21 protein-coding genes are annotated in these 23,850 nt (G+C 36.8%); 12 read left to right on the top strand and 9 right to left on the bottom strand.

Features of this window, described 5'->3' with window-relative positions:
* Positions 1–89: 89 nt before the first annotated feature.
* The 7 genes from Q0940_RS08835 (at position 90) to Q0940_RS08805 (ending at position 4,969) form a co-directional block, all read left to right on the top strand.
* Positions 90–467, top strand: coding sequence for a hypothetical protein (locus Q0940_RS08835; protein ID WP_299267180.1), 378 nt, complete (start codon positions 90–92; stop codon positions 465–467).
* A 107-nt stretch (positions 468–574) separates the two neighbouring features.
* Positions 575–1,363, top strand: coding sequence for a hypothetical protein (locus Q0940_RS08830; RefSeq protein WP_299267177.1), 789 nt, complete (start codon positions 575–577; stop codon positions 1,361–1,363).
* 186 nt (positions 1,364–1,549) lie between these two features.
* Positions 1,550–1,984, top strand: coding sequence for a hypothetical protein (locus Q0940_RS08825; RefSeq protein WP_299267174.1), 435 nt, complete (start codon positions 1,550–1,552; stop codon positions 1,982–1,984).
* Between the two features lie 907 nt (positions 1,985–2,891).
* Complete coding sequence (locus tag Q0940_RS08820) at positions 2,892–3,128, top strand: EexN family lipoprotein (RefSeq protein WP_299267172.1); 237 nt, start codon at positions 2,892–2,894, stop codon at positions 3,126–3,128.
* 144 nt (positions 3,129–3,272) lie between these two features.
* Positions 3,273–3,689: a hypothetical protein gene (locus Q0940_RS08815; RefSeq protein ID WP_299267169.1), complete on the top strand. Its 417-nt coding sequence runs from the start codon at positions 3,273–3,275 to the stop codon at positions 3,687–3,689.
* Positions 3,690–3,918: 229 nt separating this feature from the next.
* The gene (locus Q0940_RS08810) at positions 3,919–4,698 is read left to right on the top strand and encodes a haloacid dehalogenase type II (protein ID WP_299267166.1); all 780 of its coding nucleotides are present in this window, start codon (positions 3,919–3,921) and stop codon (positions 4,696–4,698) included.
* A gap of 25 nt (positions 4,699–4,723) precedes the next feature.
* Positions 4,724–4,969: a Rho-binding antiterminator gene (locus Q0940_RS08805; RefSeq protein WP_299267163.1), complete on the top strand. Its 246-nt coding sequence runs from the start codon at positions 4,724–4,726 to the stop codon at positions 4,967–4,969.
* Positions 4,970–5,083: 114 nt separating this feature from the next.
* Here Q0940_RS08805 and Q0940_RS08800 read toward each other — a convergent pair whose 3' ends face one another.
* Positions 5,084–6,973: a methyl-accepting chemotaxis protein gene (locus tag Q0940_RS08800; RefSeq protein WP_299267160.1), complete on the bottom strand. Its 1,890-nt coding sequence runs from the start codon at positions 6,971–6,973 to the stop codon at positions 5,084–5,086.
* 780 nt (positions 6,974–7,753) lie between these two features.
* On the opposite strand from Q0940_RS08800, the gene Q0940_RS08795 reads away from it, so the two are divergent.
* Positions 7,754–7,951, top strand: a complete 198-nt coding sequence (locus Q0940_RS08795; RefSeq protein WP_299267157.1) for a DUF6868 family protein — start codon at positions 7,754–7,756, stop codon at positions 7,949–7,951.
* Between the two features lie 383 nt (positions 7,952–8,334).
* Here the strand turns inward: Q0940_RS08795 and speB are convergent, their stop codons facing one another.
* Positions 8,335–9,276 carry an agmatinase gene (speB, locus tag Q0940_RS08790; RefSeq protein WP_299267155.1) on the bottom strand — a complete coding sequence of 314 codons (942 nt, stop codon included), beginning with the start codon at positions 9,274–9,276 and terminating at the stop codon, positions 8,335–8,337.
* Position 9,277: 1 nt separating this feature from the next.
* Entirely contained in the window at positions 9,278–11,188 is a 1,911-nt protein-coding gene (gene speA / locus Q0940_RS08785; protein WP_299267153.1) for a biosynthetic arginine decarboxylase, read from the bottom strand.
* 235 nt (positions 11,189–11,423) lie between these two features.
* Here speA and Q0940_RS08780 point away from each other — a divergent pair, with 235 nt between their 5' ends.
* Entirely contained in the window at positions 11,424–12,593 is a 1,170-nt protein-coding gene (locus Q0940_RS08780) for an esterase-like activity of phytase family protein (RefSeq protein ID WP_299267150.1), read from the top strand.
* 132 nt (positions 12,594–12,725) lie between these two features.
* On the opposite strand, the gene Q0940_RS08775 is transcribed toward Q0940_RS08780, so the two are convergent.
* The 3 genes from Q0940_RS08775 to Q0940_RS08765 are packed head-to-tail and all read right to left on the bottom strand — an operon-like array spanning position 12,726 to position 15,924.
* Positions 12,726–14,018: an alkaline phosphatase gene (locus tag Q0940_RS08775; RefSeq protein ID WP_299267147.1), complete on the bottom strand. Its 1,293-nt coding sequence runs from the start codon at positions 14,016–14,018 to the stop codon at positions 12,726–12,728.
* Between the two features lie 49 nt (positions 14,019–14,067).
* Positions 14,068–15,288, bottom strand: coding sequence for an endonuclease/exonuclease/phosphatase family protein (locus tag Q0940_RS08770; RefSeq protein WP_299267144.1), 1,221 nt, complete (start codon positions 15,286–15,288; stop codon positions 14,068–14,070).
* 6 nt (positions 15,289–15,294) lie between these two features.
* A complete protein-coding gene (locus Q0940_RS08765) occupies positions 15,295–15,924 on the bottom strand; it encodes a TetR/AcrR family transcriptional regulator (protein WP_299267141.1) in 630 nt (209 codons plus the stop codon).
* Positions 15,925–16,579: 655 nt separating this feature from the next.
* Here Q0940_RS08765 and Q0940_RS08760 point away from each other — a divergent pair.
* The 3 genes from Q0940_RS08760 (at position 16,580) to deoA (ending at position 21,634) form a co-directional block, all read left to right on the top strand.
* Positions 16,580–19,750 carry a TonB-dependent receptor gene (locus tag Q0940_RS08760; protein WP_299267138.1) on the top strand — a complete coding sequence of 1,057 codons (3,171 nt, stop codon included), beginning with the start codon at positions 16,580–16,582 and terminating at the stop codon, positions 19,748–19,750.
* A gap of 148 nt (positions 19,751–19,898) precedes the next feature.
* The gene (locus Q0940_RS08755; protein ID WP_299267135.1) at positions 19,899–20,318 is read left to right on the top strand and encodes a cytidine deaminase; all 420 of its coding nucleotides are present in this window, start codon (positions 19,899–19,901) and stop codon (positions 20,316–20,318) included.
* 8 nt (positions 20,319–20,326) lie between these two features.
* Entirely contained in the window at positions 20,327–21,634 is a 1,308-nt protein-coding gene (deoA, locus tag Q0940_RS08750) for a thymidine phosphorylase (protein WP_299267132.1), read from the top strand.
* A gap of 108 nt (positions 21,635–21,742) precedes the next feature.
* Here deoA and upp read toward each other — a convergent pair whose 3' ends face one another.
* The 3 genes from upp to deoC form a co-directional block, all read right to left on the bottom strand.
* Positions 21,743–22,369: a uracil phosphoribosyltransferase gene (gene upp / locus Q0940_RS08745; RefSeq protein ID WP_299267129.1), complete on the bottom strand. Its 627-nt coding sequence runs from the start codon at positions 22,367–22,369 to the stop codon at positions 21,743–21,745.
* Between the two features lie 79 nt (positions 22,370–22,448).
* A complete protein-coding gene (locus tag Q0940_RS08740) occupies positions 22,449–23,027 on the bottom strand; it encodes a thymidine kinase (RefSeq protein WP_299267126.1) in 579 nt (192 codons plus the stop codon).
* Positions 23,028–23,070: 43 nt separating this feature from the next.
* Positions 23,071–23,844 (bottom strand): deoxyribose-phosphate aldolase, encoded by a 774-nt coding sequence (deoC, locus tag Q0940_RS08735; RefSeq protein ID WP_299267123.1) that lies wholly within the window; start codon positions 23,842–23,844, stop codon positions 23,071–23,073.
* Between the last annotated feature and the right edge of the window lie 6 nt (positions 23,845–23,850).

Raw genomic sequence — 23,850 nt, 5'->3', positions numbered from 1 at the left:
TAATTTGTTATTAATAAAGTAAATATGAAAGTGAGAAACTTTTTGGTAGAAAAACGACCCAATCGCTCACTATTAAATTGTTAGGTGCTATGAGAAACCTTAAACACTTGGTTGTCTTTTTTGGGGTAGCTGTAAGCTTACTTTTGATTTGGTCATTATTTCGAAATGATACAAGTACATTCACACTTGAACTTCATGGGTTCCAAAATTATGACGTAAAAAGCGTAGCAGTTAAGGGCAACGACTTTACTACCTCATTTATTGTTGCACCAGAAGATTGGGATCCACTTGTTGGCCTAAAATTAAAAGTTCTAAGTATGAGCAAAACCGGACTAGTAGAAATTAGAGTTAACACAATAAATAATGGAGTGCTTTTTTTGGCTAATGTCGAATTTAAAGTTGGCGAAACCAACTACATCACTGAAAACCAAGGTGAATTAAAGTATGTCAAAGCACATTGGAATTAACAACGCACCTAACAAAAACATCAACCAGAAAAACACTCGCTGGCTTCGCCAAGACGCTCGTATTTTCTGGTTATATTAAGCGTTATAAGGCCAAGGAATCTAGCCGCATGAAATCAAATATCGAGTCAATGAAAGAAGAACTCTCTGAGCTTAAAGAAAGAGGTCTCAATCTTTATTTAGCAATGATTGATGAAACTCGAGGGTTACCTGATGATTTCAAAGAAGACCTCAAGGAAAAAGGTACAAAGCTTCCCAATTTCAACCGAACTTATGATTCATGGTACTCCGAAGCCTTGGTAGTAATAAAGCAGTTATTACCAGACAGAGTCGATGACTTCATTAAACAATACAAACAAGAAAAGCGTAAAGAAATAGATTTTCTAACATATGGCATTTCTGATTATTTACTAGGAGTTAGAACGACAAAAGGTCATCAACAAACAGTTGTTGCTGACAAATCATCAGCTATCGGCAAGATGGAGATGCAAAACACAATACTCGCTGCTGTTAGTAAAAGGTTCGAGAGTAAACTATTTGATATACAGGAAGTTTTACAATCTGACCTTTTTGATTCAGAGCTTGAAGCAGCTAAAGAGTTATCAAATAAAGGATTTATTCGTGGTGCAGGTGCAATAGCAGGCGTTGTATTAGAAAAACACCTTGGCCATGTATGTGAAACACACAGTTTAAAATCAAGAAAAAAACATCCATCAATTTCTGACTTTTATCAAATGCTAAAAGAAAATGAAATTATTGATACACCTAAGTGGCGGTTCGTACAACATCTAGGTGACTTAAGAAACTTGTGTGATCATCCAAAGGAAAGAGAACCAACAAAAGATGATGCTTTAGAATTAATCGAAGGCGTAGGAAAAGTTATAAAAACAGTGTTTTAATGGCCTTAAAACAGCGTTGAGGCCGTAGAATAACCCTGTTTTAAGAAAAACGGCCGGCTTTATGGGGTTCAAATTCATTGCCTAGTGTAAGAAAAGCGCTTAGCATTTGTTACAGAAACTCGGTTTTTCATCAATTTGAGTTGTTGGAGTAATTCTACAACCTCGTTATAAGCAAAGGGGAAGTTCATGCGGAATATTCTAATTTTGTTATCTTTATTAAGTTTCCCTAGCTTGGCTAGCGTAACTTCTTCCAATATCCAATTAACTCCTGAAAAGGCCTTTTGCTTGGGGTTCACTCTAGAGCGCCCCGGTGAGGAATACGTTGGTTTAAATTACCCATCAGTGATTGATAAAAAATGGGTTCCTGTATCCACGATCGTTGAATATAGCCTTAATGAAAATCCAATTTTCATAACAAGAACTGATTTTGATCAAACTAATAAGCAAAAGCAGATGGTTATTCTTGGTTTTCACGAAACTATACATTCTGGTGGTGATGCTGCGGTATCAATTACGTACCAATGTCTTGAAAAGTGCGGAGTTAATTATTTAAAAAATTATAACGTGCCGTCTATCGTTAAGTATATTCAAGCCAACGTGCAACAGTGCTTATATAAATAAAACATCAGAGCAAAATAAAATACCCGTTAATTAATATTTTAATTGCTGAAATCGACAGGCTATCTGTTTGGGGATGTTGATTTCATTCGGTTGCATTGCCATACTGCAGACTGTTTGCTGAAAGCAGCATTTAAAATAAAAGGGTAATGATGTTCCAGACTGTAATAATGCCGATACTTGTTGGTTTAGCTTGTTTTATAATGGCTGTCCTCTCTACAAACACTATCATGCCGCTAGTTCAATTAGATGACTTTTATAAAGGGATTATAACAATTGCAATTTGGGTGATGTCGTTCGTTTTGCCTATGGAGTATTTACATAAAAAAGCGAAGAGAGAAAAGCTCAAAAAGAAAAGTGCAAAGTAAGGCTTAAGTCTTCATTTTTAGCTTGTAAAACACTCGGTAAATAACAAACAGTATGCCTAATACTAATAGGTCGAAGATTAGGTAGGTGAGTAGATGCTCATATTCGTTCGGCGTACTGTCATACCCAATACCTGCATTACTTCCAATACTACTGTCACTACCTATAGCTATGCTACTCATTGTTATTAATAAAAGAATAACGATGCGTACGATATTTATTTTCTTCATAAATAAGAAATCCATTTTGTGCAACACAAGTGCTGAATGTAGAACAATAAAACCTCAAATGCAAATGATTCTCAATTGGGTGTTGTCTCAATGTTTTCTGGCAATAGCTATTATTCATAAAATAAAAACTCGTTGTTTATCTCAGTAACAGCTGATAAGTTATTGCTGTTACTGAAAAAATTTTTTGAATTAAGTAGTTCGTTTACATTTTTTAGCAATGTAAGCTAATTATTCTATAGCCTGTTATTTTGTCGTTAGGCTTTTATTCGTCCGAGTTTAATGTCTGTGTTTTTTTTAGGGCGAGGAGATGTAAAATGAAAAAATTGTTACTTATAGCACCATTCGCATTATTGTTAACGGCTTGTGGAACACCTAGTGTTGAAGACTTGGTAGAAGACCAAGAGTTATTAACTGAGGTCTCTTTAGAATGTACTAAACTGATGATGGAAGGAAAGGATACAAATACAGAAGAGTGTAAAAATGCGGCACTTGCACAAAAGAAAGTGGTTGAAAATATGACCAAAGGCCTTATGGATCAATTAGGTAACTAATAAAGCCTAGCAAGAGCTAGCGCCAATAATTAATCTTTAACTATTGGCGTTCTTCTGAATTTCCCATCTTTTCTTTTTGTTAGGTTAAAATAAGTTAAATTAAATTGTGCCAAGCGTAATCTGCTATTGTCACAGGGAAATTACATGCAAAAACTAATGTTATTCGTACTTTTAATTTATGGCTTTGCTGTGTCTGCGGAACCCAATACAACAAAAGATTTGTATATTGCTAGCTATATAAAGTCGATGACACCGTTACTGCGAAAAAATGTAATGAACAGAATGCCAGATTTATCTCTCAAGGATTTAAATCTTATTGTTACTAATACCACGGAACAAATGGCTGATTGTTCTTATTATTCTATTGCGGATTATCCAGAGCGCTATCGTAATTTATCAATAAGCACTATCTCTGAAGGTGCTAATGTATTTGAAAGTGCGGCGGAGGTTGAAGCTCTGATGCAGTCTGATATAGAGGCCGGAACTATCGCACTAGAGAAAGTCGTTAGCTTGCTAGAAGACGCAAGTGAGAAAGTGGCTTTATGTATGGAAGGCTTATAACTAATAAGTTTACAGTGATGACCAACAATATTCTTTTTTCGACGTTTATTAACTATTTTCAACAAATCAATAACCTGAATAGGGTGAGTAGCCACTTTCTTCGGCTGATCAACTTAGTTTTACGCTAACTTCAAATGTATTATAAAAATTGAAATTTTAATTGGTATTGAATGGTCTGTAACTAGAGATGCTAATTAATTCACAGAAACTTTTTATAGGAAATTTCACAATGATCCGCACTAAAACTTTTATTATGAGCTTGCTGATGTCAATAAGCTTGTTATCAGGTGAAGCACACTCACAAGACTCATCTCCAGAGACAGATGCTAAGTTAAAACCTAAGGTGATCTTCTTTGATGTTAATGAAACCTTACTTGATTTAGGTAATGTAGGAAAGTCGGTGTCTAAAGCGCTAGGTGGACGTGATGAACTTGTGCCTTATTGGTTCACAACTATGTTGCATTATTCTTTGGTGGGTAATGTAATGGGTGAATATAATAGCTTTGGTGAAATTGGTATTGCGTCGTTAGAGATGATTGCCAATCAGCAGAATATAAAGCTAACTCCAGAGCAAGCACGTACTGCTGTTTTAACACCGTTTAGAGATTTAGAACCGCATAAAGATGTGGTTGAAGGGTTAAAGAAAATCCGTGCTATGGGTTATACCATGATCACATTAACTAATTCGTCTGATGCGGGTATTGCTGCTCAGCTTAAAAACTCTGATTTAGCTCAGTATTTTGATGGGTCATTAACGGTACAAAATTTAAGTATTTTTAAACCAGATTTAAGAGTATATGAGTGGGCACAAAAAGAAATGAAAGTTGCCCCTGAAGACGCAATGTTAATTGCTGCACATGCTTGGGATATTGCTGGTGCTGATAAAGCAGGTTGGAAAACCGCGTTTATTTTACGTCCAGGTAAAGCGCTTTATCCGTTAGCTGATAAGCCAGATTTAACGGGCAAAGATCTTATTGAAATTGCTAACCAATTAGAAAGCAACCGTTAGTAAAAAACAAAAGTTAAAAATATTGATGATAAGTTGTAATGAGTATGACTATGTTGAAATAGTTTGCATGTATCGATATCCGGTTAAGATCACATTAAAAACCGGTGCGGTTATTGAGGGCATTGCCCTTGATACCCAATACAATGATGATCGTAAAGAATGCATCAAAGTAGATGTTGATGACAGTGAAACACTAATAACATTGGCTGGAATTGCCATGTTAGAGGTAGGTATCGAGAATCCGCATTTTCAACAAATCTCTTTTGTTTAGCTTTAATACTTAATACAACTAAGCCTTTAACAATAAAGGTACTGTAAAAAATAACACCAGCTGCTATTTTTTACAGTGCGCTTTAAGTCATAATATAATGTTAATTAGTGTTCACTAACGTAATTTAAATTTGGCTAATAACCTTTCTAAATCACCTGCTAATTGATTTAAATGTTGAGATTGTTCAGCTCCATTTTCCGCACTTTTCAGAAAATCTAATGATACATTTTTAATTGATTCCGTATTTTTTGCAACTTCGCCTGTCACCTGATTCTGTTCTTCGGCAGCTGTAGCAATATGCGTGGACATATCATTAATTTCTTGGATTGCGGCTTTTATTTTAACAAAACTATGATTTGTTTCTGTGGCATTATCTACACTGGATATAGCCAATTTATTGCAGTTTTCCATCGACTCAACAGCAGTCAAAATAGTACTATTAAAAGAGGTGAGCATAGAAGAAACCTCCTCCGTAGATTGATGAGTACGTTGCGATAATACTCGGACCTCATCTGCTACAACCGCAAACCCTCGACCTTGCTCACCCGCTCGGGCTGCTTCAATAGCCGCGTTTAATGCTAATAGATTTGTTTGATCTGCAATGCTACGAATAGTTTCAACAATAGAATTAACCTGTAAGCTTTGTTGATCTAACTGAGTAATAATACTTGCTGCACTATTTACTTCACTGGACAATTCATTAATTGATACTTCACAACTGGCTGCAATCTTTTGTCCTTGACTACTAATATCAACTGAATTATTAGATGTTTCCGCCGTTTTCTCTGCGTGTGCTGCAATTTCATTTGTTGCTGATGACATTTCAGTCACCGCAGTCGCCACCATAGTTATTTCATCTTGTTGTACCTTACTACTTTTTATCTGTTCAGATGCAGAGTAAGCAATGTTACTTGCTTCTTTTGTTAGTACTTTAGTAACGTCAGCGATTTCCAATAACATGCTTTGTAGGTGTTCTGAGAAGTTATTGAAATTACTCGCGAGTTGACCAATCTCATCCTTAGAATTTACCGGAATACGTCGTGTTAAATCACCATTTCCTTCTGCCGCTACTTGCAACGCATTAGATACCGTCATCAAACTAGCAAGAAATATCTTAATACCACTTAAGGCAAAAAATAGGAAAACAGCAATCAAGATAACAGCAACAATAATAAGGAAGGTCATTAAGTCACGAACAGGTTTGAATAAAACAGATTGTTGACCCGCCATTACAAGGTAAAAGTTGGTATTGTTTAGGCGTGTTTTTGAGGCGTAATAGTCGTTACCATTAAACTCCAATTCCACTATTTTATTGTTCAAGCTGGTATCTTTTAACATATCTATCGTTAGATCTGAGTCTAACTCTGTAATAGGTTTGGTATTTAGATCTGCTTGTGGGTGAGCAATAATGGTACCGTCGTCAGCGACAATAAAAGAGAAACCATCACCTGGTACATTGAGTTTTGTAATGGTGTCTGCGAGATAATCTAAATTTACATTACCACCAACAGCGCCGACAAGCTGGCCATTAGTTTCAATTTTTTTTGCGATACCTACCGCGACTTTACCAGTAGAAGCTGAAGTAAACGGTGGAGTAGTAATAACACTATTACTTGCTATCGCCATTTTGTACCAACCTCTTACTCTTGGGTCATAACCGGCGACAGTATTTAGACCTTGTATTCTATACATATCGGTATCTTCAGTACCGTAATAGGCTAACGACAATGAAGAACTTGTCATGACTGTTTTCAACATGACGGCAATTTCATCAGGATCCGATAACCCCTGAATCGCATCTGCTAATGCCGTTATTCCGTTACGTTTTACGTCCAGCCAATCAGATAAACGAGCCGCATTAATTGATCCAGTATCGATCAAATTATTGGCAATAGAAGTATGAGTTTGTTGGTTAATGTTATAAATAGCAACAGTCGTTAAAATACCAGAAAGAAGCACTAGCATTAATGACGACAATAGAAAAATCTTTTTAAAAAGTGACATGGTTTAAGACTCTTTGAATTTTATATATTAAGTAGTTATTTAACGGATAAAAATCCATTAAATAACTACGTACACGTGCCTATCCAGTTGTCATAAATTATGCGCGCTGGACTCTATTTTTCTGTTGAATTATTCTTCTTAATACTAAATGAATTTTGTGACAGAACAAAGTTATTAATAACAACAGATTAACTGACGGTTCTAAGATAGGCTCTTTAATAGTGCATTGATTATTCAATGATATAGATATAACTAATGCGAAGTATTAGTTGTGAGAAGGAATAGGATATAACGTAAATATCTACCTTGAAGTAATAAAGATAAACGCTGAAATTTAAGCTTAGGTGTAGTTTGTGAGACAAATAGTGCAGTTAACCGAAAACTAAATCGTTTATTTTAACCAATTGATATTTCATATATTATTTTTTACTTCTCATACGCTTTTAGTATTTGTATACATTTGATTGTGGAGGAATAATCGCCAGTAACATATGTGCTGTTTATAGCCCTTTTTTCATAATACAAATAGCATCCTGTAAAAAGTATTTTCTTTTGTAATTTCCTGGGTAGTAACTCCCGTATTGATTGGCGCGGTGATCATCGTTTTAATGGGGGGAACGCAAATTTTTTCAAGTTAGGTTTGTCGTAAAGCGTTAAGATAATTGGATTTAAACCTCACTAATAGTGTATATTTTTAATAGGTTTTATTTAGTTATACTTCATGTTTTTACTAGTGTAGCACTAACTAAAAACACATGAGTTTAAGAGGGCATTAACGTGATGACAATTGAACAACTAACTGAATTATTAGGCTGGGCGTCAGTGATCAATATTGGCTACCTTTTCTTGGCGACTATGTTTTTAGCATTTTTGCGAAAGCCTATATTTTACATTCACAGCAAGCTATTTGGTGTTGATGAAACCGAGCTGAATTCCACTTACTTTAATTTCTTAAGTAATTATAAAATAGCGACATGAGGGGCTGTTTGTCTTTCATTTTAGGCAACGTTGAGTGGAAAATTATTCCCAATCGCGGCATAAACATCGAGGTTTAATGGATTAAATAAGTATGTTTATAACAAAGAGTGGGGATAATTTAACCTCAACCCGAAGGGCTGGGTCTATTTGTCACCCCAACTTCGTTATCAGACACTTAAATAGAACCACTATTTGCGAGTCTTCTGCCTCGCTGGATGCAACAAATAGCCGCCAGCGTTGCAAAAAATGAAAGATAAACAGCCCCTGATTTCATGGTCGCGCCTTATTTAGCACTAAAAATCATGGGGCAATAAAGATGGGGCAATAAATAAGCGCAGCTTATGCGTTTTTATTACCCCACAAATTTATAACAAGAGCCCACTTTACAGCGGGCTTTTGTGTTTTACAGTCCATAAATGTAATAGCTCTACACCTATGGTTGCGGCTGCAAGTGCGGTTATTTCCGCGCTGTCATAAGCGGGAGCAACTTCCACTACGTCCATTCCAACTAAGTTTATTCCCGCCAATGCTCGTAGTATCTTCAATACTTTATCACTAGATAAACCGCCACACACTGGTGTGCCGGTACCTGGTGCAAACGCGGGATCTAGGCAGTCAATGTCAAAGGTTAAATAAACAGGCAAGTCACCAATGGTTTGTTTGATGGTTTGTACTATTTGCTCAACGCTGTCGTCATTGGCTTGCATGGCATCAATCACTTTAAAGCCATGGTTTTGGCTTTTGTAATTGGTTCTTATACCAATTTGGATTGAATGCTCTTTGTCTATTAAACCTTCGTTTGGTGCATGGTAAAACATAGTGCCGTGATCATATCGACTGCCGTTATTGTAGGTGTCGGTATGAGCGTCAAAATGAATTAATGCCATTTTGCCAAACTTCTTTTTGTACGCACGTAACAAAGGCAGAGTCACAAAGTGATCGCCACCTAAGGCCAATATAGTTTTGTTGGCATTAAGTAATTGTGTGGTAGCGTCTTCTACTTTTAGGGTGAATTCGTCAGCATCACCGGTTGAGTAAACTAAATCTCCAGCATCAACAACTCGTAAATGGTCAAACAAAGAAAATGTCCAAGGGTATTTCTTTGTTTCCCACGCTAAGTTCACCGACGCTTGGCGAATAGCGGTTGGCCCCATACGAGCGCCAGAGCGCCCAGACGTTGCCATATCAAAAGGTAAACCTAATACCACAACGTCGGCATCTGACATTAACGGGTCAAAGCTTAATGGCTGACGCATAAAGGTCATGGCATTTGAATAGATAGAGTTATCTACTTGGTTAAATAGGTTGTTAACAAGAGCCGTCATGTTAAAAATCTTCCAAATATGTGTAACCACGTAAGCCAGCAACTAATTCTTCTAGAATTGGTGCTCGCTCATTTTCTGGTAATTTAGTGTTAACTAAACTTTCATAAGCTTCGGTAAATACATCCACATCTAAATGCACATAACTCAGCATGTCAGCTACGCTGTCGCCTTCGTTTATTTCTTTGATATCAACTTCACCGTCGTCATCCAATAAAATAACCGCGCTGTGTGTGTCACCAAACAAGTTGTGCATGTCACCTAAAATTTCTTGGTAAGCACCCACTAAAAAGAAACCTAATAAGTATTCTTCACCTTCTTTCCAAGCCGGAACTGGTAAAGTTGTTTCTATGCCTTGGCCGTCAACGTAACTACCAATTGTGCCGTCTGAGTCACAAGTGATGTCTAACAATACCGCACGTTTTTCATGTGAACGTTGCAAATTGGTCAGTGGTAACACTGGGAATACTTGGTCAATGCCCCATGAATCTGGCAATGACTGAAATAAAGAAAAGTTAACAAAGAACTTATCTGCTAATTTTTCAGTTAAACCGTCGATAATTGGACGGTGGAAACGGTTTTTGGTGTCCATTAATTGATGCAATTCGTAACATACTCGTAGATTAACCTGTTCTGCCCAAGCGCGTTGTGGCAAGTTTAATAAGCCCATACCAAATTGAGTATGTACTTCGGCAATGTCACTTTGAGTGTCGTGATAAATTTCAATTAAGGCGCGGTCATCTATTCGCTGACTTAACTGCAACCAAGAGTTCCACATGTTTTGTAATAACAAAGGCGCAACCACTTCTGGCTCTGGCAATACTTCAGGCTGATACGATTCTGCACCAATAACGTTAGAGATTAATACCGCATGGTGTGCGGTTAAAGCACGGCCAGATTCAGAAATAATCATTGGCATAGGCTCTTCATAGGTCTTGCAAGTATCACCAATTGTGTAAACAATGTTGTTAGCGTACTCAGCTAAGCTGTAGTTCATTGAGTTATGAGATTGGCTACGAGTACCATCGTAATCAATGGCTAAACCGCCACCTACGTCCATGCATGTAATACCTGCACCAAGTTTACGTAATTCACAATAAAAACGCGCAGCTTCGCTTACGCCTAACCTAACATCACGGATGTTGGCCATTTGTGAACCTAAGTGGAAATGCACTAGGACTAATGCATCCAACATATTAATATCTTTTAATACTTTAACCACGTGTAAAACTTGTGATGCGGATAAACCAAATTTAGATTTTTCACCGCCACTGGCTTGCCACTTACCTTTACCTTGCGACGCTAAACGTACGCGAATACCTAAACGTGGTTTAACACCAAGTTTTTTAGCTTCCGATAAAATCATCTCTAGTTCAGACATTTTTTCCAAAACGATATGAACTTGATGACCAAGCTTTTCACCAATAAGTGCTAAGCGAACATATTCTTTGTCTTTGTAACCGTTACACACAATTACAGACGAGGCTTTATCCGCCAAGGCTAATACGGCTAGTAACTCAGCTTTACTGCCAGCTTCTAAACCTAGCTGTTTGTGTTCTTGATTGTGCTGACTCGCTAGAATTTCATCCACAACTTCACGCTGTTGGTTTACTTTAATCGGGTAAACCAACAAATATTTTTCTTGGTAGTTATATGACTTAATGGCGTTGTTGAACGCGTCACATAAACTATGTACACGGTGGTGAATAATTTGAGGAAAACGCACAAGAGCAGGCAAAGTTAAGCCCTTGTCTTGGATCATTTTAGCTATCGTACTTAAGTCAACGGTATGTTCTGGGCTTTCCACTTTTGGTGCCACATACACGTTACCTGAGTCGTTTATGCCAAAGTATCCTTGACTCCAATGACGTACGTTGTAACAAGCGCGTACATTCTCAAGTGTGTTCTTATTCAATGTTTTTCCTTGGTAATTTTGCTGTATTTAGTAGGTTTAAAATAAGGCGCGATTAGAATGGACTAAGCAAATAAAGTACAACAAAAAAAAGTAGGTTTATTGACTAATAATTTTTATTACCGTTTTAATTACCTATTCTCTGATGAGGATGGAGTGTGTAGTATGCATAAATATACTTTGTATAAAACGATGGAAACATCGTGCATATACAGCATTAATTAATTGGAAAGTCATAATGAAATCTACACAACTTAATTCATGGTTATTAGCTAGCGCAGTGGTTGTGCTTGGTGTGTTTGTTAGCGTCACTAATATGGAAAGTTCTAGTGAGCAGAACCCTGATACAAAGAATATTGCAGCTAGTAAAGAAACGGTACAAGGTAAGTGGATCACTGAGTTAAATGGTGGCGCTATGCTCGATCCACAAACCTCAGGATTAAAACATTGGCGTGGAAAATTATTGTCAATTTCTGATGCCAGTGCCGACAGCTCACAGCAAAAGCAGTTACACCTAATTGATCCTAATTCAGCGGCTTTAGAGCCTGAGGCTATGCAAATAACTTTGTCTGACGAACTTCAACAAGGCTGTTTTGCCGATTACTTATCTGGCGAGCCAGACTATGAAGCGCTGGCGGTGAATCCAAATAATGATAATGAAATTATTATTGTGACGGAAGATGCAACACGCGGCGCTGGTTTATCAAAAGAGTGTATGCAACGTTTTAATAATTCTGGTTCAACTGACTACCCAACTTTGTTGGTTCGTTTAGTAGTAAAAGATAACAATATGGTTGAAGCAACGCATATACGTCCATTACAGTTTGCGCCAAAATTTAACGTAGGTGATTTTCCAAATGATGGAATTGAAGGTTTAGCGTTTGGTCAAAACAATCAATTATATTTAGGATTAGAGAAAGATAGAAATAAGAATGCGAGGATTTTTTCTGTTCAGATAAATGAAGATTTTTGGAATACCGAGGACTTTGCAAAAGTGTCTGATCCTGAGTTGTCATTACCAGAACATACTTCTGGCAATCACCCAATTAATGGCATGGATTATCTTGCGGTTAATGGAGAGTCTGGTTATTTAATTGCCGCTGCTAGAAACGATAGCCAATTATGGGTTATTGATTTAGCCAAGAAACAACCTACAAAAATAATAGATTTAACTTTTTTAGCGCCGACTGATGTGAGCGACGGTTCTTGTGATGTTTGGGATAAAATGGACAATGCTTCCATAGAAGGTCTGGGAATTATTGGCGATACTATTTGGATGGTAAATGACCCTTGGAAACGTAATTATATGAAAAACGTTACTTGTCCGTCGAATGAAGCTAAGCTTAAAACTATGTCACCATTGTTGTTTTCAATGGACGTTTCTAAATTAAACATCAGTCGCCTTTAAATTAGCTACTAGAGTAATAATTTTGTACGTAATGTAACGCCATTACAGAGTTGAAAGTATTAAAAAAGGGACGCATATTTATGCGTCCCTTTTGCTTTGTATTAATTTATTCTAAATGATCTTACAGGAAAGTTACTTTCCTAAGAATGTAAATATTTTCTTGGCAATGTCAGTGTTGTCGATTTTGCCTCTGAACATTTCACTACCTGCGCCCATAGCAAATACTTGAACGTCATGACCTGTATGACCGCCCGTTGTCCAACCTGTGTTAGTACGTTGATCAATGATTGCTTTGACTACTTTATAAATTTTCTTATCAGATGATTTCTTAACTTTAGCTTGTTGCAAAAATACTAACTCTTCGTCAGTAATAGTAAAGTGAAGTAACTCTTCAACTAACGTTTTGTTAATGTCTGAATCTAGTAATATTTTGGTGATTGCACTAGGTGATTGGGTCATTGTACGTAAGTACTCTGGGTTCCATTCATATTTACCATTTGCTGCAACCGTTAAACCACCTGTGCTGTGATCGGCTGTCATTACAACTAGAGTATCAGGATGATCTTTCACATACTGCTCTAAATATTCCATGGTAATGGCTAAGTCTGTCATTTCACCCATAGCTGCTGCGATGTCATTACTATGTCCAGCCCAGTCAACTTGGCTAGCTTCAACTAACATAAAAAAGCCTTTGTCGTTTTCTAACAACCCAGTTGCCGCTTCAGTCATAACAGATAAACGGTTGTGCTTTGTGTCATCCAATGCCCAAGGTAAACCTACTTTGTCGAACAAACCGAATAAAGGTTGCTCTGGTATATCAGCTAGTTGATCGTAGTTGTCTACGTAATGAAAGCCTGCTTGCTTAAACTCTTCAACAATATTACGGTCATCACGGATAAAATATTGCCAACCGCCACCAAGATAAACGTCGGCTTTAATACCGTCATCTATATAACTGTTGGCAATGGCATCATAGTTTTTACGGCTTTCGTTATGCGCTAAATATGAGGCAGGCGTTGCATGGTTGATTTGTGAAGTAACCACAACGCCTGTTTTTTTACCGATTAATTTTGCATATTCTAAAACAGTTTCAACTGGCTTTTTATCAACATCGACACCAATTGCACCATTATAAGATTTAACACCAGCTGCTAAAGCGGTAGCTGCTGCTGCCGAGTCAGTTATATAACCAGACTCCCTTGCAGGATAAGTACTTGCAATGCCAACTAAGTGACGGTCAAATACCGTTTCTTCAATCTCGTCAGTTGTTGGGTCATCATTATAATAACGATATGCTGTGGTGTAGGAAGGTCCTGTTCCATCAGCAACAACCATAATTATATTTTTAGGTGCGGTGCTTGTACTTTCGTTGCTACAAGCACTTGTCAGTAGAGCAAGACATGCGATTAAAATTATTTTTTTCATTTTATATTCCAATATTTATACACTGAATTATTAGGGCGTTAAAGGTAATTTAGTTTGTAGATTCAATACGTAAATCTAACCAGACCAATCTATGATCCGATGATGCGCTTCTATCCTTGATTAATCTATATGTATCTTCTTGTTTGGTTGGCCAAAATACGCCACTGCCTTTTACTTCAATACCATTTTTTGACGGGAGAACGTAATCTGCTCTCATGCGCCAAAATGCAGTGTGATTCTGGGCAAACTTATTTTTTTTACTGTTAGCGCTATGTTTCTGTGCGCCGTTACTTTGTGGCATCACATCTTGGATATTTGGATGATTTAACAAATCCCCAATACCTGAATAAATAGCAGAGCCTTCCATATTTGATGCATTGAGATCTCCCAATATTACAAATGACTTATCGCCGACAAGTCCACCTTTATTACCTTGATCATCGTAAATATAAGATGCATTTTTAGGCGTTATATAATTTGTCCAAAAGCGAATTTCATCGTGGTTACGTTTGCCGTTTCTATCTTCTTTACCATCAAATACAGGTGGTGTTGGGTGACTAGCTAAAATATGTAACTCAGTTCCATTTACATTAACTGGAATATCCCAATGTGACTTTGAAGATAAACGAAGTTCATTCCAAACCTTGTCGTTATACCAAGGCTGCTTAGTATCGGGGTCAAAAGGGCGGAGTGCATTTGGCATGTCTTTCCATTTGAAATGTTGGAAGGTTCTAATTTTGTCTGTATTTATTGGGTATTTAGATAATAACGCCATGGCATAATGACCGGGGAAGTGACCAAATCCATAACCGTCAGACGGAAGCTGCCCTTTTTCACCATTATTATCTAAATCAAGATTTGAATTAACGCCGGTGTTTACAGGCCCTTGATAAAAGTATTTATAATCAATACTTTTTTGCCCATTTTGGCTTTGATTCAAATAGTCTTTAATAAAGCTTAATAAGGCAGCGTGATCATTAACATTACTGTTATTGGCATTGTCGAATTCATTCAGCAGTATAATATCTGGTTTAACGCGCTGGATAATTTCAGCAATGTTTTTAATTTGTTGATGACCTGTGGCTAAAGCATTAACCAGAGTTTGACCCGATACGTCTGATTTTTTATCTTTGGTAGCATTTGCATAGTTCGTCGCTTCCATACTGACATTAAAGGTCGCCACTCTAATTTCACCAGCATAAATTTCATTTGCATCTAATTTAGTTGTGGTCAGCATAAATAGTATCGATATTAAAAGGACGTTTTTCATAATGGTCTATTTCAACCCGCAACCACGTAAGATCATGTCGGTTAAAAATTTGATAACATTTTCTACGTCATCATCTTCGTAATCCGCTCGGTTCATTATGGTTAATATTTGAGTTTCAAAGTCAGCGTAATGCTGCGTTGAAGACCAAATAAGGAATATCAAATGTACTGGGTCAACATCCTGCATTTCGCCATTATCAATCCATTGTTGAAATAACTTAGCTTTTTCTCTAACCCACTGTCTTAAATAGGTGCGTGCAAATTCTTTTAAATGTTGTGCGCCTTGGATTATCTCCATTGCATATATTTTTGAAGATTCAGGATGATTAAAAGATAAGCGTACCTTGGCATCTATAAATTTTTCTATTGCGAGCTTTGGGCCATCGGCTGGGTCAAGATCACCAATACCTTGGTCCCACATCTCTAAGGTGTGTTCTAACACCGCTTGGTAGATGTTTTCTTTGTTTTTAAAGTAATAAAGAATATTGGCTTTAGGTAATTCGGCTCGGTCGGCAATAGATTGCACCGTCGCGCCTTTGTAGCCTTGAAGTACAAATTCAGTACTGGCTGCAATAAGGATCTTTTGTTGACTTTGAACGCGAATATTACTGCTTTTTTTAGTTTGATTTACTGCCATGTGATCATCCAAACGCTAAATTCTTCTAATTAAATACTGCATAATTTGAAAAGTTTTTTAATGCATATTTATAAATATTGACCAAGTAGTAAGTTTTTGTGCATTTACCTTTTAACAGTTAGCAAAACTTACCTCGAATATTTTAAGAGGTTACTATAAATGGTAATAGTTACATTTAAAAGACAGCTGAACGAACAAAGTGAATGTTTTATAGATTTATAGCCATATTTAATGAACGTTTTAAGGTGTTAGGTTTTTAAGGTATTGTTTATATTGGATATTATTTACTGACCAAAAGGTCAGGACTTATCTATAGGTTAAAAAATACAACCTGTAGATTAAAAATCAAACTATATATTGTTAAATTAGAGTATAAGGTGAAAAATAATTCATGTATAAACTGAACTAATTTATATTCCATCTAACCCTATGTATTTAATGAATAAAATTTATTTATTCAAGCGGTTTTGGCCGTAATTATCTCTAATTAACGACACTTTTATAAAAAGAGTCGTCAATTGTAATGAAACTTACACAAAAATCTGGTTTAATTTCGTTCGAAATGAAAAACAGAGCAAATGGTTAACTTTTTTACCGTTTGCTTTTTATAATAATAATCATTCAAAAAATTAATAACTTAAACCAAGGAAATCAGATGAAAAATCATCGTCTTTCACAAATCGCCGGAGCCGTAGTCTTAGCTCTAGGTTTATCAACAGCTGCTATGGCTAATACAACAACCTCTGCAATTAAAGGGGTAGTAAATGGACCTCAAGGAAATGCAGCGGTAGGTACTATAGTAACTGTTACTCATATTCCTTCAGGTACAAGCAAAGCTGTTACCGTAAATGAAAGTGGCGGTTTTGCTGCCAACGGCTTACGTGTTGGGGGCCCTTATAAAATAGTTGTTGATTCTGATAAATTTCAGGATCGAGTTATTGATGATGCTTTTATTAAGCTGGGTGAGCCTCTACAATTAAACTTTAAGCTAGAAAATAGCTCAATTGAAACTATTCAAATTACTGCTAGTCCTATTAGTGCAATGGAAATGGGTTCTACTAGTCCAGCGTCTAACTTTAATTTAGCAGATATCGAAAATGCAGCATCTGCTGATAGAGATATTAAAGATATAGTGCGTATTGACCCTAGAATTAACATTGAAGAAGCTAATGGTGCAGAAGCTATATTATGTGCTGGTAGCAACCCTCGTTATAGTAGCTTAACTGTTGATGGCGTTCGTATGAATGACAGCTTTGGTTTGAATAATAATGGATATCCGACTGTACGTATGCCATTTTCATTCAGTAGCTTGGACCAAATAACTGTAGAGCTTGCTCCATTTGATGTGCAATATGGTGGCTTTACTGGTTGTAATATTAATGCGGTAACTAAGTCTGGTACAAATGAAGTTACTGGTAGTTTTTTCTATGATATGTCTAGCGATGAATTACGTGGTGATAGTATTGACGGTGAAGATGTAGAAACTGGCAATTACACTGAAACTCGTTTTGGGTTCGACATAGGTTTACCTTTAATTGAAGATGAATTATTTTTATATGCTGCTTATGAAAAACTAGATAGTGTACAAATTTTTCAATATAACGGGTTCGGTGAAGATCAAATTTCTCAAGCTGACTTAGACAGAGCAATTGCTATAACTAAAGATGTGTACGATTACGATCCAGGCGGTATGCCAGCATCTTCTCCAGTAGACGATGAGAAATTATTGGTTAAGTTAGATTGGAACATTAATGATGATCATCGCGCATCATTTGTATATAACTATAATGATGGTTTCCGTATAGATCAATCAGACGATTATAATAATACTGTAACGTTATCTAACCACTTTTATAAAGTAGGTGCAGAATTAAACTCAATGGTTGCATCACTTTGGTCTGACTGGTCTGATGATTTCAGCACCGAAGTTCGTATTGGTAAAATTAAGCTAGATAATACACAACGTTCAATAGATGCTGATAGTGGCTTTGGTGAAGTACGAATTGAAGGTATTAACGGGAATTCAATATATATTGGTCCTGATGACTCTCGTCAATCAAATGAGTTGAACTGGGATAGCCAAACAGCCAAGTTCTCAGGTATATACTACATGGATAACCATACTATTTCTGGTGGTTATGAATATGAGAATTTAAGCGTATTTAACTTATTCATGCAGCATACAGTTGGTGAATATCGCTTTAATAGTTTAGATGATTATGAAGCTGGTTTAGCCGATGATATTTATTACAATAACTCTGCTGGAACAAATAACCCTGATGATGCAGCTGCTAGTTTTGAATTTGCTACTCATGCAGCTTATCTTCAAGATGAATATGTATTTGACGATATCGATTTAACAGTCGTCGTAGGTGCTCGCTATGATTGGTATACGAGTGATGATACTCCTCGTTATAATGCAATATTTGAAGAACGTTATGGTTACAGAAATGATCATACTCTAGATGGTAAGGATTTATTCCAACCACGCTTTGGATTTAATTGGAGTGTTCAAGATAACCTAGAAGTTCGAGGTGGTTTTGGTCTTTACTCAGGCGGTAATCCAAATGTTTGGCTATCAAATTCATATTCAAACGATGGTGTTACGAATATTGATACATATCTTAGAGACACATATTTATTAAATGACGACGGTACACCAATAGATGGTTTATTTAGTGGAGAAGGTCGTCCTATTTATGACGCATTACAATCTCAAGTTGATGACGTTGCAAGTAATGACCCTTCTTTAGGTAACGAACCATCAGTTAACGCCATTGATCCAAACTTTGAAATTCCATCTGAGTGGAAATATAACATCGGTTTTACGTATATAACTGAAGGTGATTATGTTATCCAAACAGACTTGTTATATTCAAAAAAACAAGACAGCGCAATAATAACAGCAGCTAGTTGGGATGATGAAAACCGTACTGAGTTATTTGATGGACGAGCGGTTTATGATTATGTTGTAGTTGGCGAAAATGATTATGGTGATGTATATCGTAATTACCTTAAAAGTGATTTGATCTTAACTAATGCTAAAGAAAATGGTAGTTCTACTACTATATCTGTAGCAGTGAAAAAAGAGTTTGATTTTGGATTAGATGCCAATATTGGTTACGCTTTCAATAAGTCAGAGGATGTATCTCCAATGACTAGTTCGGTATCGTATTCTAACTTTACAGGTTTTGCGACTTCAGATGCACAAGATCCGGGTCTTTCTACATCTAACTATGAAACACCGCATCGCTTCACGTTTAATTTACGTTACTCTAAAGAGCTAATTGAAAATTATAAAACAAGTTTTTCTTTATTTGGTTCATACACGCAAGGGCGTCCAATGTCTTATACATTTGATAGCTTAAGTGTTGGAGATACTGAGTATGCAAGTACTCGTCATTTACTATATGTTCCATTAGAAAATGATCCTAATGTAACGTATGAAAGTGATTTTGATTTAGATGCATTCAATAAGTTTATCAAAGATGAAGACTTAACTCGTGGTGAAATTATTGATCGTAACTCTCATAATGCGGATTGGAGTAGTCGCGTAGACTTCCGAATTGATCAGCAATTACCAGCGTTCACTGGTGGACATAAAGCAAGTGCTTACTTTGTTATTAAAAACTTAGGTAATATGTTGAACGACGAGTGGGGTGTTAAACGCATAGGTAACTATGTTGGCCAAAATGTAGTAGAAGCTGAAATTAATGATGCTGGAGGTTATAACTTCAAAGAATTTTATTCAGAGAATGCTGAGCAGACAACATTTGCAACGCAGTCATTATGGCAAATTAGAGTTGGTGTTAACTACAAATTCTAATCAAGCTTGATTAATTTGTAATCCTAAAAACCGCACTATTTAGTGCGGTTTTTTTATGTAAAAAATATAAATAAACATGCTTTATTTTACTTGACCAAATGGTCAACAATGCTATTGTAAGTATGAATAAATTAACTGGTTAATGAATATGAATGACTCTAAATTTGAACTTCCAGCTGAGTTAATTGAGGCTGCAAAAGATGCTTATACAAAAGCATACGCACCATATAGCAAGTTCCATGTTGGCGCAGCGGCGTTGACCAAAAGTGGCAATATAGTTAAAGGCTGTAATGTTGAAAATGCATCTTACGGTTTAACGGTTTGTGCGGAACGTAATTGCATTAGTAATGCAGTTATTAATGGTGAGCAAGAGTTTACAGTTATCGTTATCTATACAGAAATAGATGAAGTTACGCCTCCGTGTGGAGCTTGTAGACAAGTTATTTCAGAGTTTTTTGCAAGCGATGCTCCAGTCATAGCGGTTAATCACAAAAATAAACAAAAAGTATGGACAGTGTCTGAGTTATTACCAGATGCGTTTACACCAAAACAATTGTCAGAAAACTAAGGAAAAATATGCTATTACCTCAAGATATTATAAGAATAAAACGTGATGGTGGAGTATTAAAAACACAAGAAATTCAGCGTTTTGTTGATGGCTTAGTCGACGGTTCGTTTTCCGACGCCCAAGTTGGTGCTATGGCAATGGCTATTTTTCAAAACAGCTTAAATACAGAAGAGAAAGTGACGCTTACCACATCTATGATGCATTCAGGTGATGTTCTTAGTTGGGAAGGTTATGACCGCCCTATCGTAGATAAGCATTCAACTGGTGGTGTTGGTGATAAAGTTAGCTTTATGCTGGCAGCAATTGTTGCAGCATGTGGTGGTTACGTGCCAATGATCTCAGGTCGTGGCCTTGGTCATACGGGCGGCACCTCTGATAAATTAGAAAGTATTGCTGGTTTTAATGTTGAACCAACAATTCCAGAATTTAAAAGAATTGTTAAAGAGCTAGGTGTTGCAATTATTTCGCAAACTGACAATTTAGCTCCGGCAGATAAACGCCTTTATTCAATAAGAGATGTAACTTCAACGGTAGAATCTATTCCATTGATCACCGCCTCTATTTTATCTAAGAAATTAGCGGCAGGTCTTGATACGTTAGTGATGGATGTAAAGGTTGGTAATGGCGCTATGATGACGTCATTAGAAGATGCTAAAGCATTGGCCGAAAGTATCAGCAGTGTTGCCAATAATGCGGGGGTTAAAACCCAAGCCATTATTACCGATATGAATCAAGTGCTTGGTGTGACTGCAGGTAATGCGCTAGAAATGTTTGAAACTGTTCAGTACTTAAAAGGTGAATACCTTGACCCTCGTTTGCATACTGTAGTGAAGTCACTAGCGACGGCTATGCTAGTTAATTCTGGTTTGGCACTTGATGCTAACTCAGCAGAGAAACAAATTAATAACGCATTAGACTCAGGCAAAGCAGCTGAGGTGTTTGATAAAATGGTTGCAGCGCTAGGCGGTCCAAAAAATTACTTAGACAAACCTTGGGATGCTATGCAAAAAGCCAATGTGATTGTTGATATTAAAGCGACGCAAAGTGGTTATTTATCTCAAATGAATACACGTGATATTGGTATGTCAGTTGTTGGTCTTGGAGGTGGACGTACTGCACCACGCCAACCAGTTGATCATACTGTTGGGTTTGATGCTATTTTACCTTTAGGTGAAAAAGTAATAGCAGGCGATGTAATTGCACGTGTACACGCAAAAGATGAAGTTGGCGCTAAGTTAGCTGCTGAGCAATATCGTCAAGCGTTAAGCTTCTCAGATGCTAAACCAGAGCTAGCGCCAGTGATTTATAGTTATTAAATATTAACGGATAAATCGTGTTATTTAATCAGCTGACTTTCAACATTCAATGTCAGCTGATTACTTTTACCTTCAAGCCTTAAAACCTTCCAGCTTTAAACCTTAAACTTAAAGCGTACCAAATATCTTGTCACCCGCATCGCCTAATCCTGGCAGTATATATCCATTTTCATTTAGCTTTTCATCTATCATACCTATGACTAAGTCTACATCTGGATGAACATCAACCAATGCTTGAATACCTTCTGGAGCTGCAACTAAAAATAAAGCCACTATATGTTTACAGCCTGATTTTTTAAGCAAATCTATGGTTGAGACTGCCGTGCCACCAGTTGCTAGCATAGGATCAATAATGATCGCTGTTCTGCTTTCAATATCGTTAATTATGTTTTCGTAGTAAGTTTCTGGATCTAAGGTTTTTTCATCGCGGCGTAAGCCAACCACACTTATTTTTGCACAAGGTAAAATAGTTAAAGCACCATCTAACATGCCTAAACCAGCTCGTAAAATAGGCACTAAAGTTGGTTGCGGACTTGTTACCATTGGCACTTTAATATCACCTGACCAGCAAGTAAGTGGAACCTGAGTTAATTCAAAATGCTGTGTTGCCTCAACGGTAAGTAGTACAGATACTTCTTTGGCTAATTCGCGGAATGCTTTTACTGATATATCAATATCACGTAACAAACTAACTTTATGTTTTACCAGTGGGTGAGTGCTTTCAAAAATGGCCATATTTTTCCCGTTAGTGTATGAATAATACAATTGGTATAAGTGATTGTGTTTCGCTTTTTGTTAAGACATCAAGCTTCAATTAATTCCAAACCAGCTGTTTAAAGTGAGCTCGGCAAAGTGGTTCGTAACGTTCGTTACCACCAACTTCAACTTGTGCGCCATCTTTTACAGCAACGCCGTTGGCATCTTGTCTAATAACAAAGTTAGCTTTACGGCCACAATGACAAATGGTTTTTAATTCAATTAATTTATCAGCCCAGGCTAATAATGCGGCACTACCAGAAAAGGTTTGGCCTAAAAAGTCGGTACGAATACCATAAGCTAGCACTGGAATATTTAATACATCCACCACGTCAGTTAATTGTTTAACGTGTTCGGTGGTTAAAAATTGAGCTTCATCAATCAGTACACAATCTAATTTTTTATCTGTGTGCATTTGCTCAATTTCAGACAGTAAGTTTTTATTGTCATCAAATAAGAATGCATCGGCATCTATACCTAGTCTGGAAGCAACTTTACCTTGGGCGAAACGATCATCAATTTTAGCTGTATAAATTGCAGTATTTAAATTACGTTCTTGGTAATTGTACGATGACTGCAGTAAATGCGTCGACTTACCTGCATTCATTGACGAATAATAAAAGTAAAGTTGTGCCATGGTGTGCTTCTTTATTGTTTAGTTTATAAGGTACTAATTTATATTAATAACCGCTTGATGAACTAGCATCAACTTTATGGCCTAAAGTATCTAATAGGCTGGCTAACAAGCTACTGGCTCCAAATCGGAAATGCTCAGCTGTTGCCCATTCTTCACCAAGGATTTGATCCGCTAGTGATAAATATACATCAGCATCTTGTGCGTTTTTAACGCCGCCAGCTGGTTTAAAACCAACATCTATATTTTTGTTTTTAATCACTTCTAACATGATCTTTGCTGCTTCAGGCGTTGCGTTAACTGCTACTTTTCCGGTTGATGTTTTAATAAAATCAGCCCCGGCGTTAATGGCAATTTCACTTGCTCGTTTAATTAACTCAGGTGTTTTTAATTCGCCAGTTTCAATGATCACTTTTAATTTGGCTTTACCAATACAAGCTTGTTTACAAACTTTTACCATATCAAAACCAATATTCTCATTACCAGCCATTAAGGCTTTGTATGGAAATACTAAGTCGACTTCATCAGCGCCATAGGCAACAGCGGCTTTGGTTTCAGCAAGGGCTATATCTAAATCGTCATTGCCATGAGGAAAATTAGTTACAGTGGCAATTTTTACATGGGGAGTTTGTTGTGCTTTTAATACTTTTTTAGCTAACGGGATAAACCTTGGGAAAATACAAATCGCTGCCGTTTCGCCAGCTGGAGATTTTGCTTGCTGACATAGTTTAATAATATCAGCATCGGTTTCTGTATTGGTTAAACTGGTTAAATCCATTAACGATAAAGCTCGCTGTGCTACTGCTTTTAAGTCAGTCATAATAAT

This window comes from uncultured Psychrosphaera sp. (genome assembly GCF_947500655.1).
Taxonomy (GTDB): domain Bacteria; phylum Pseudomonadota; class Gammaproteobacteria; order Enterobacterales; family Alteromonadaceae; genus Psychrosphaera.
The sequence above is the reverse complement of the archived record's forward strand: the minus strand, read 5'-3'. Positions and strand labels throughout refer to the sequence as shown.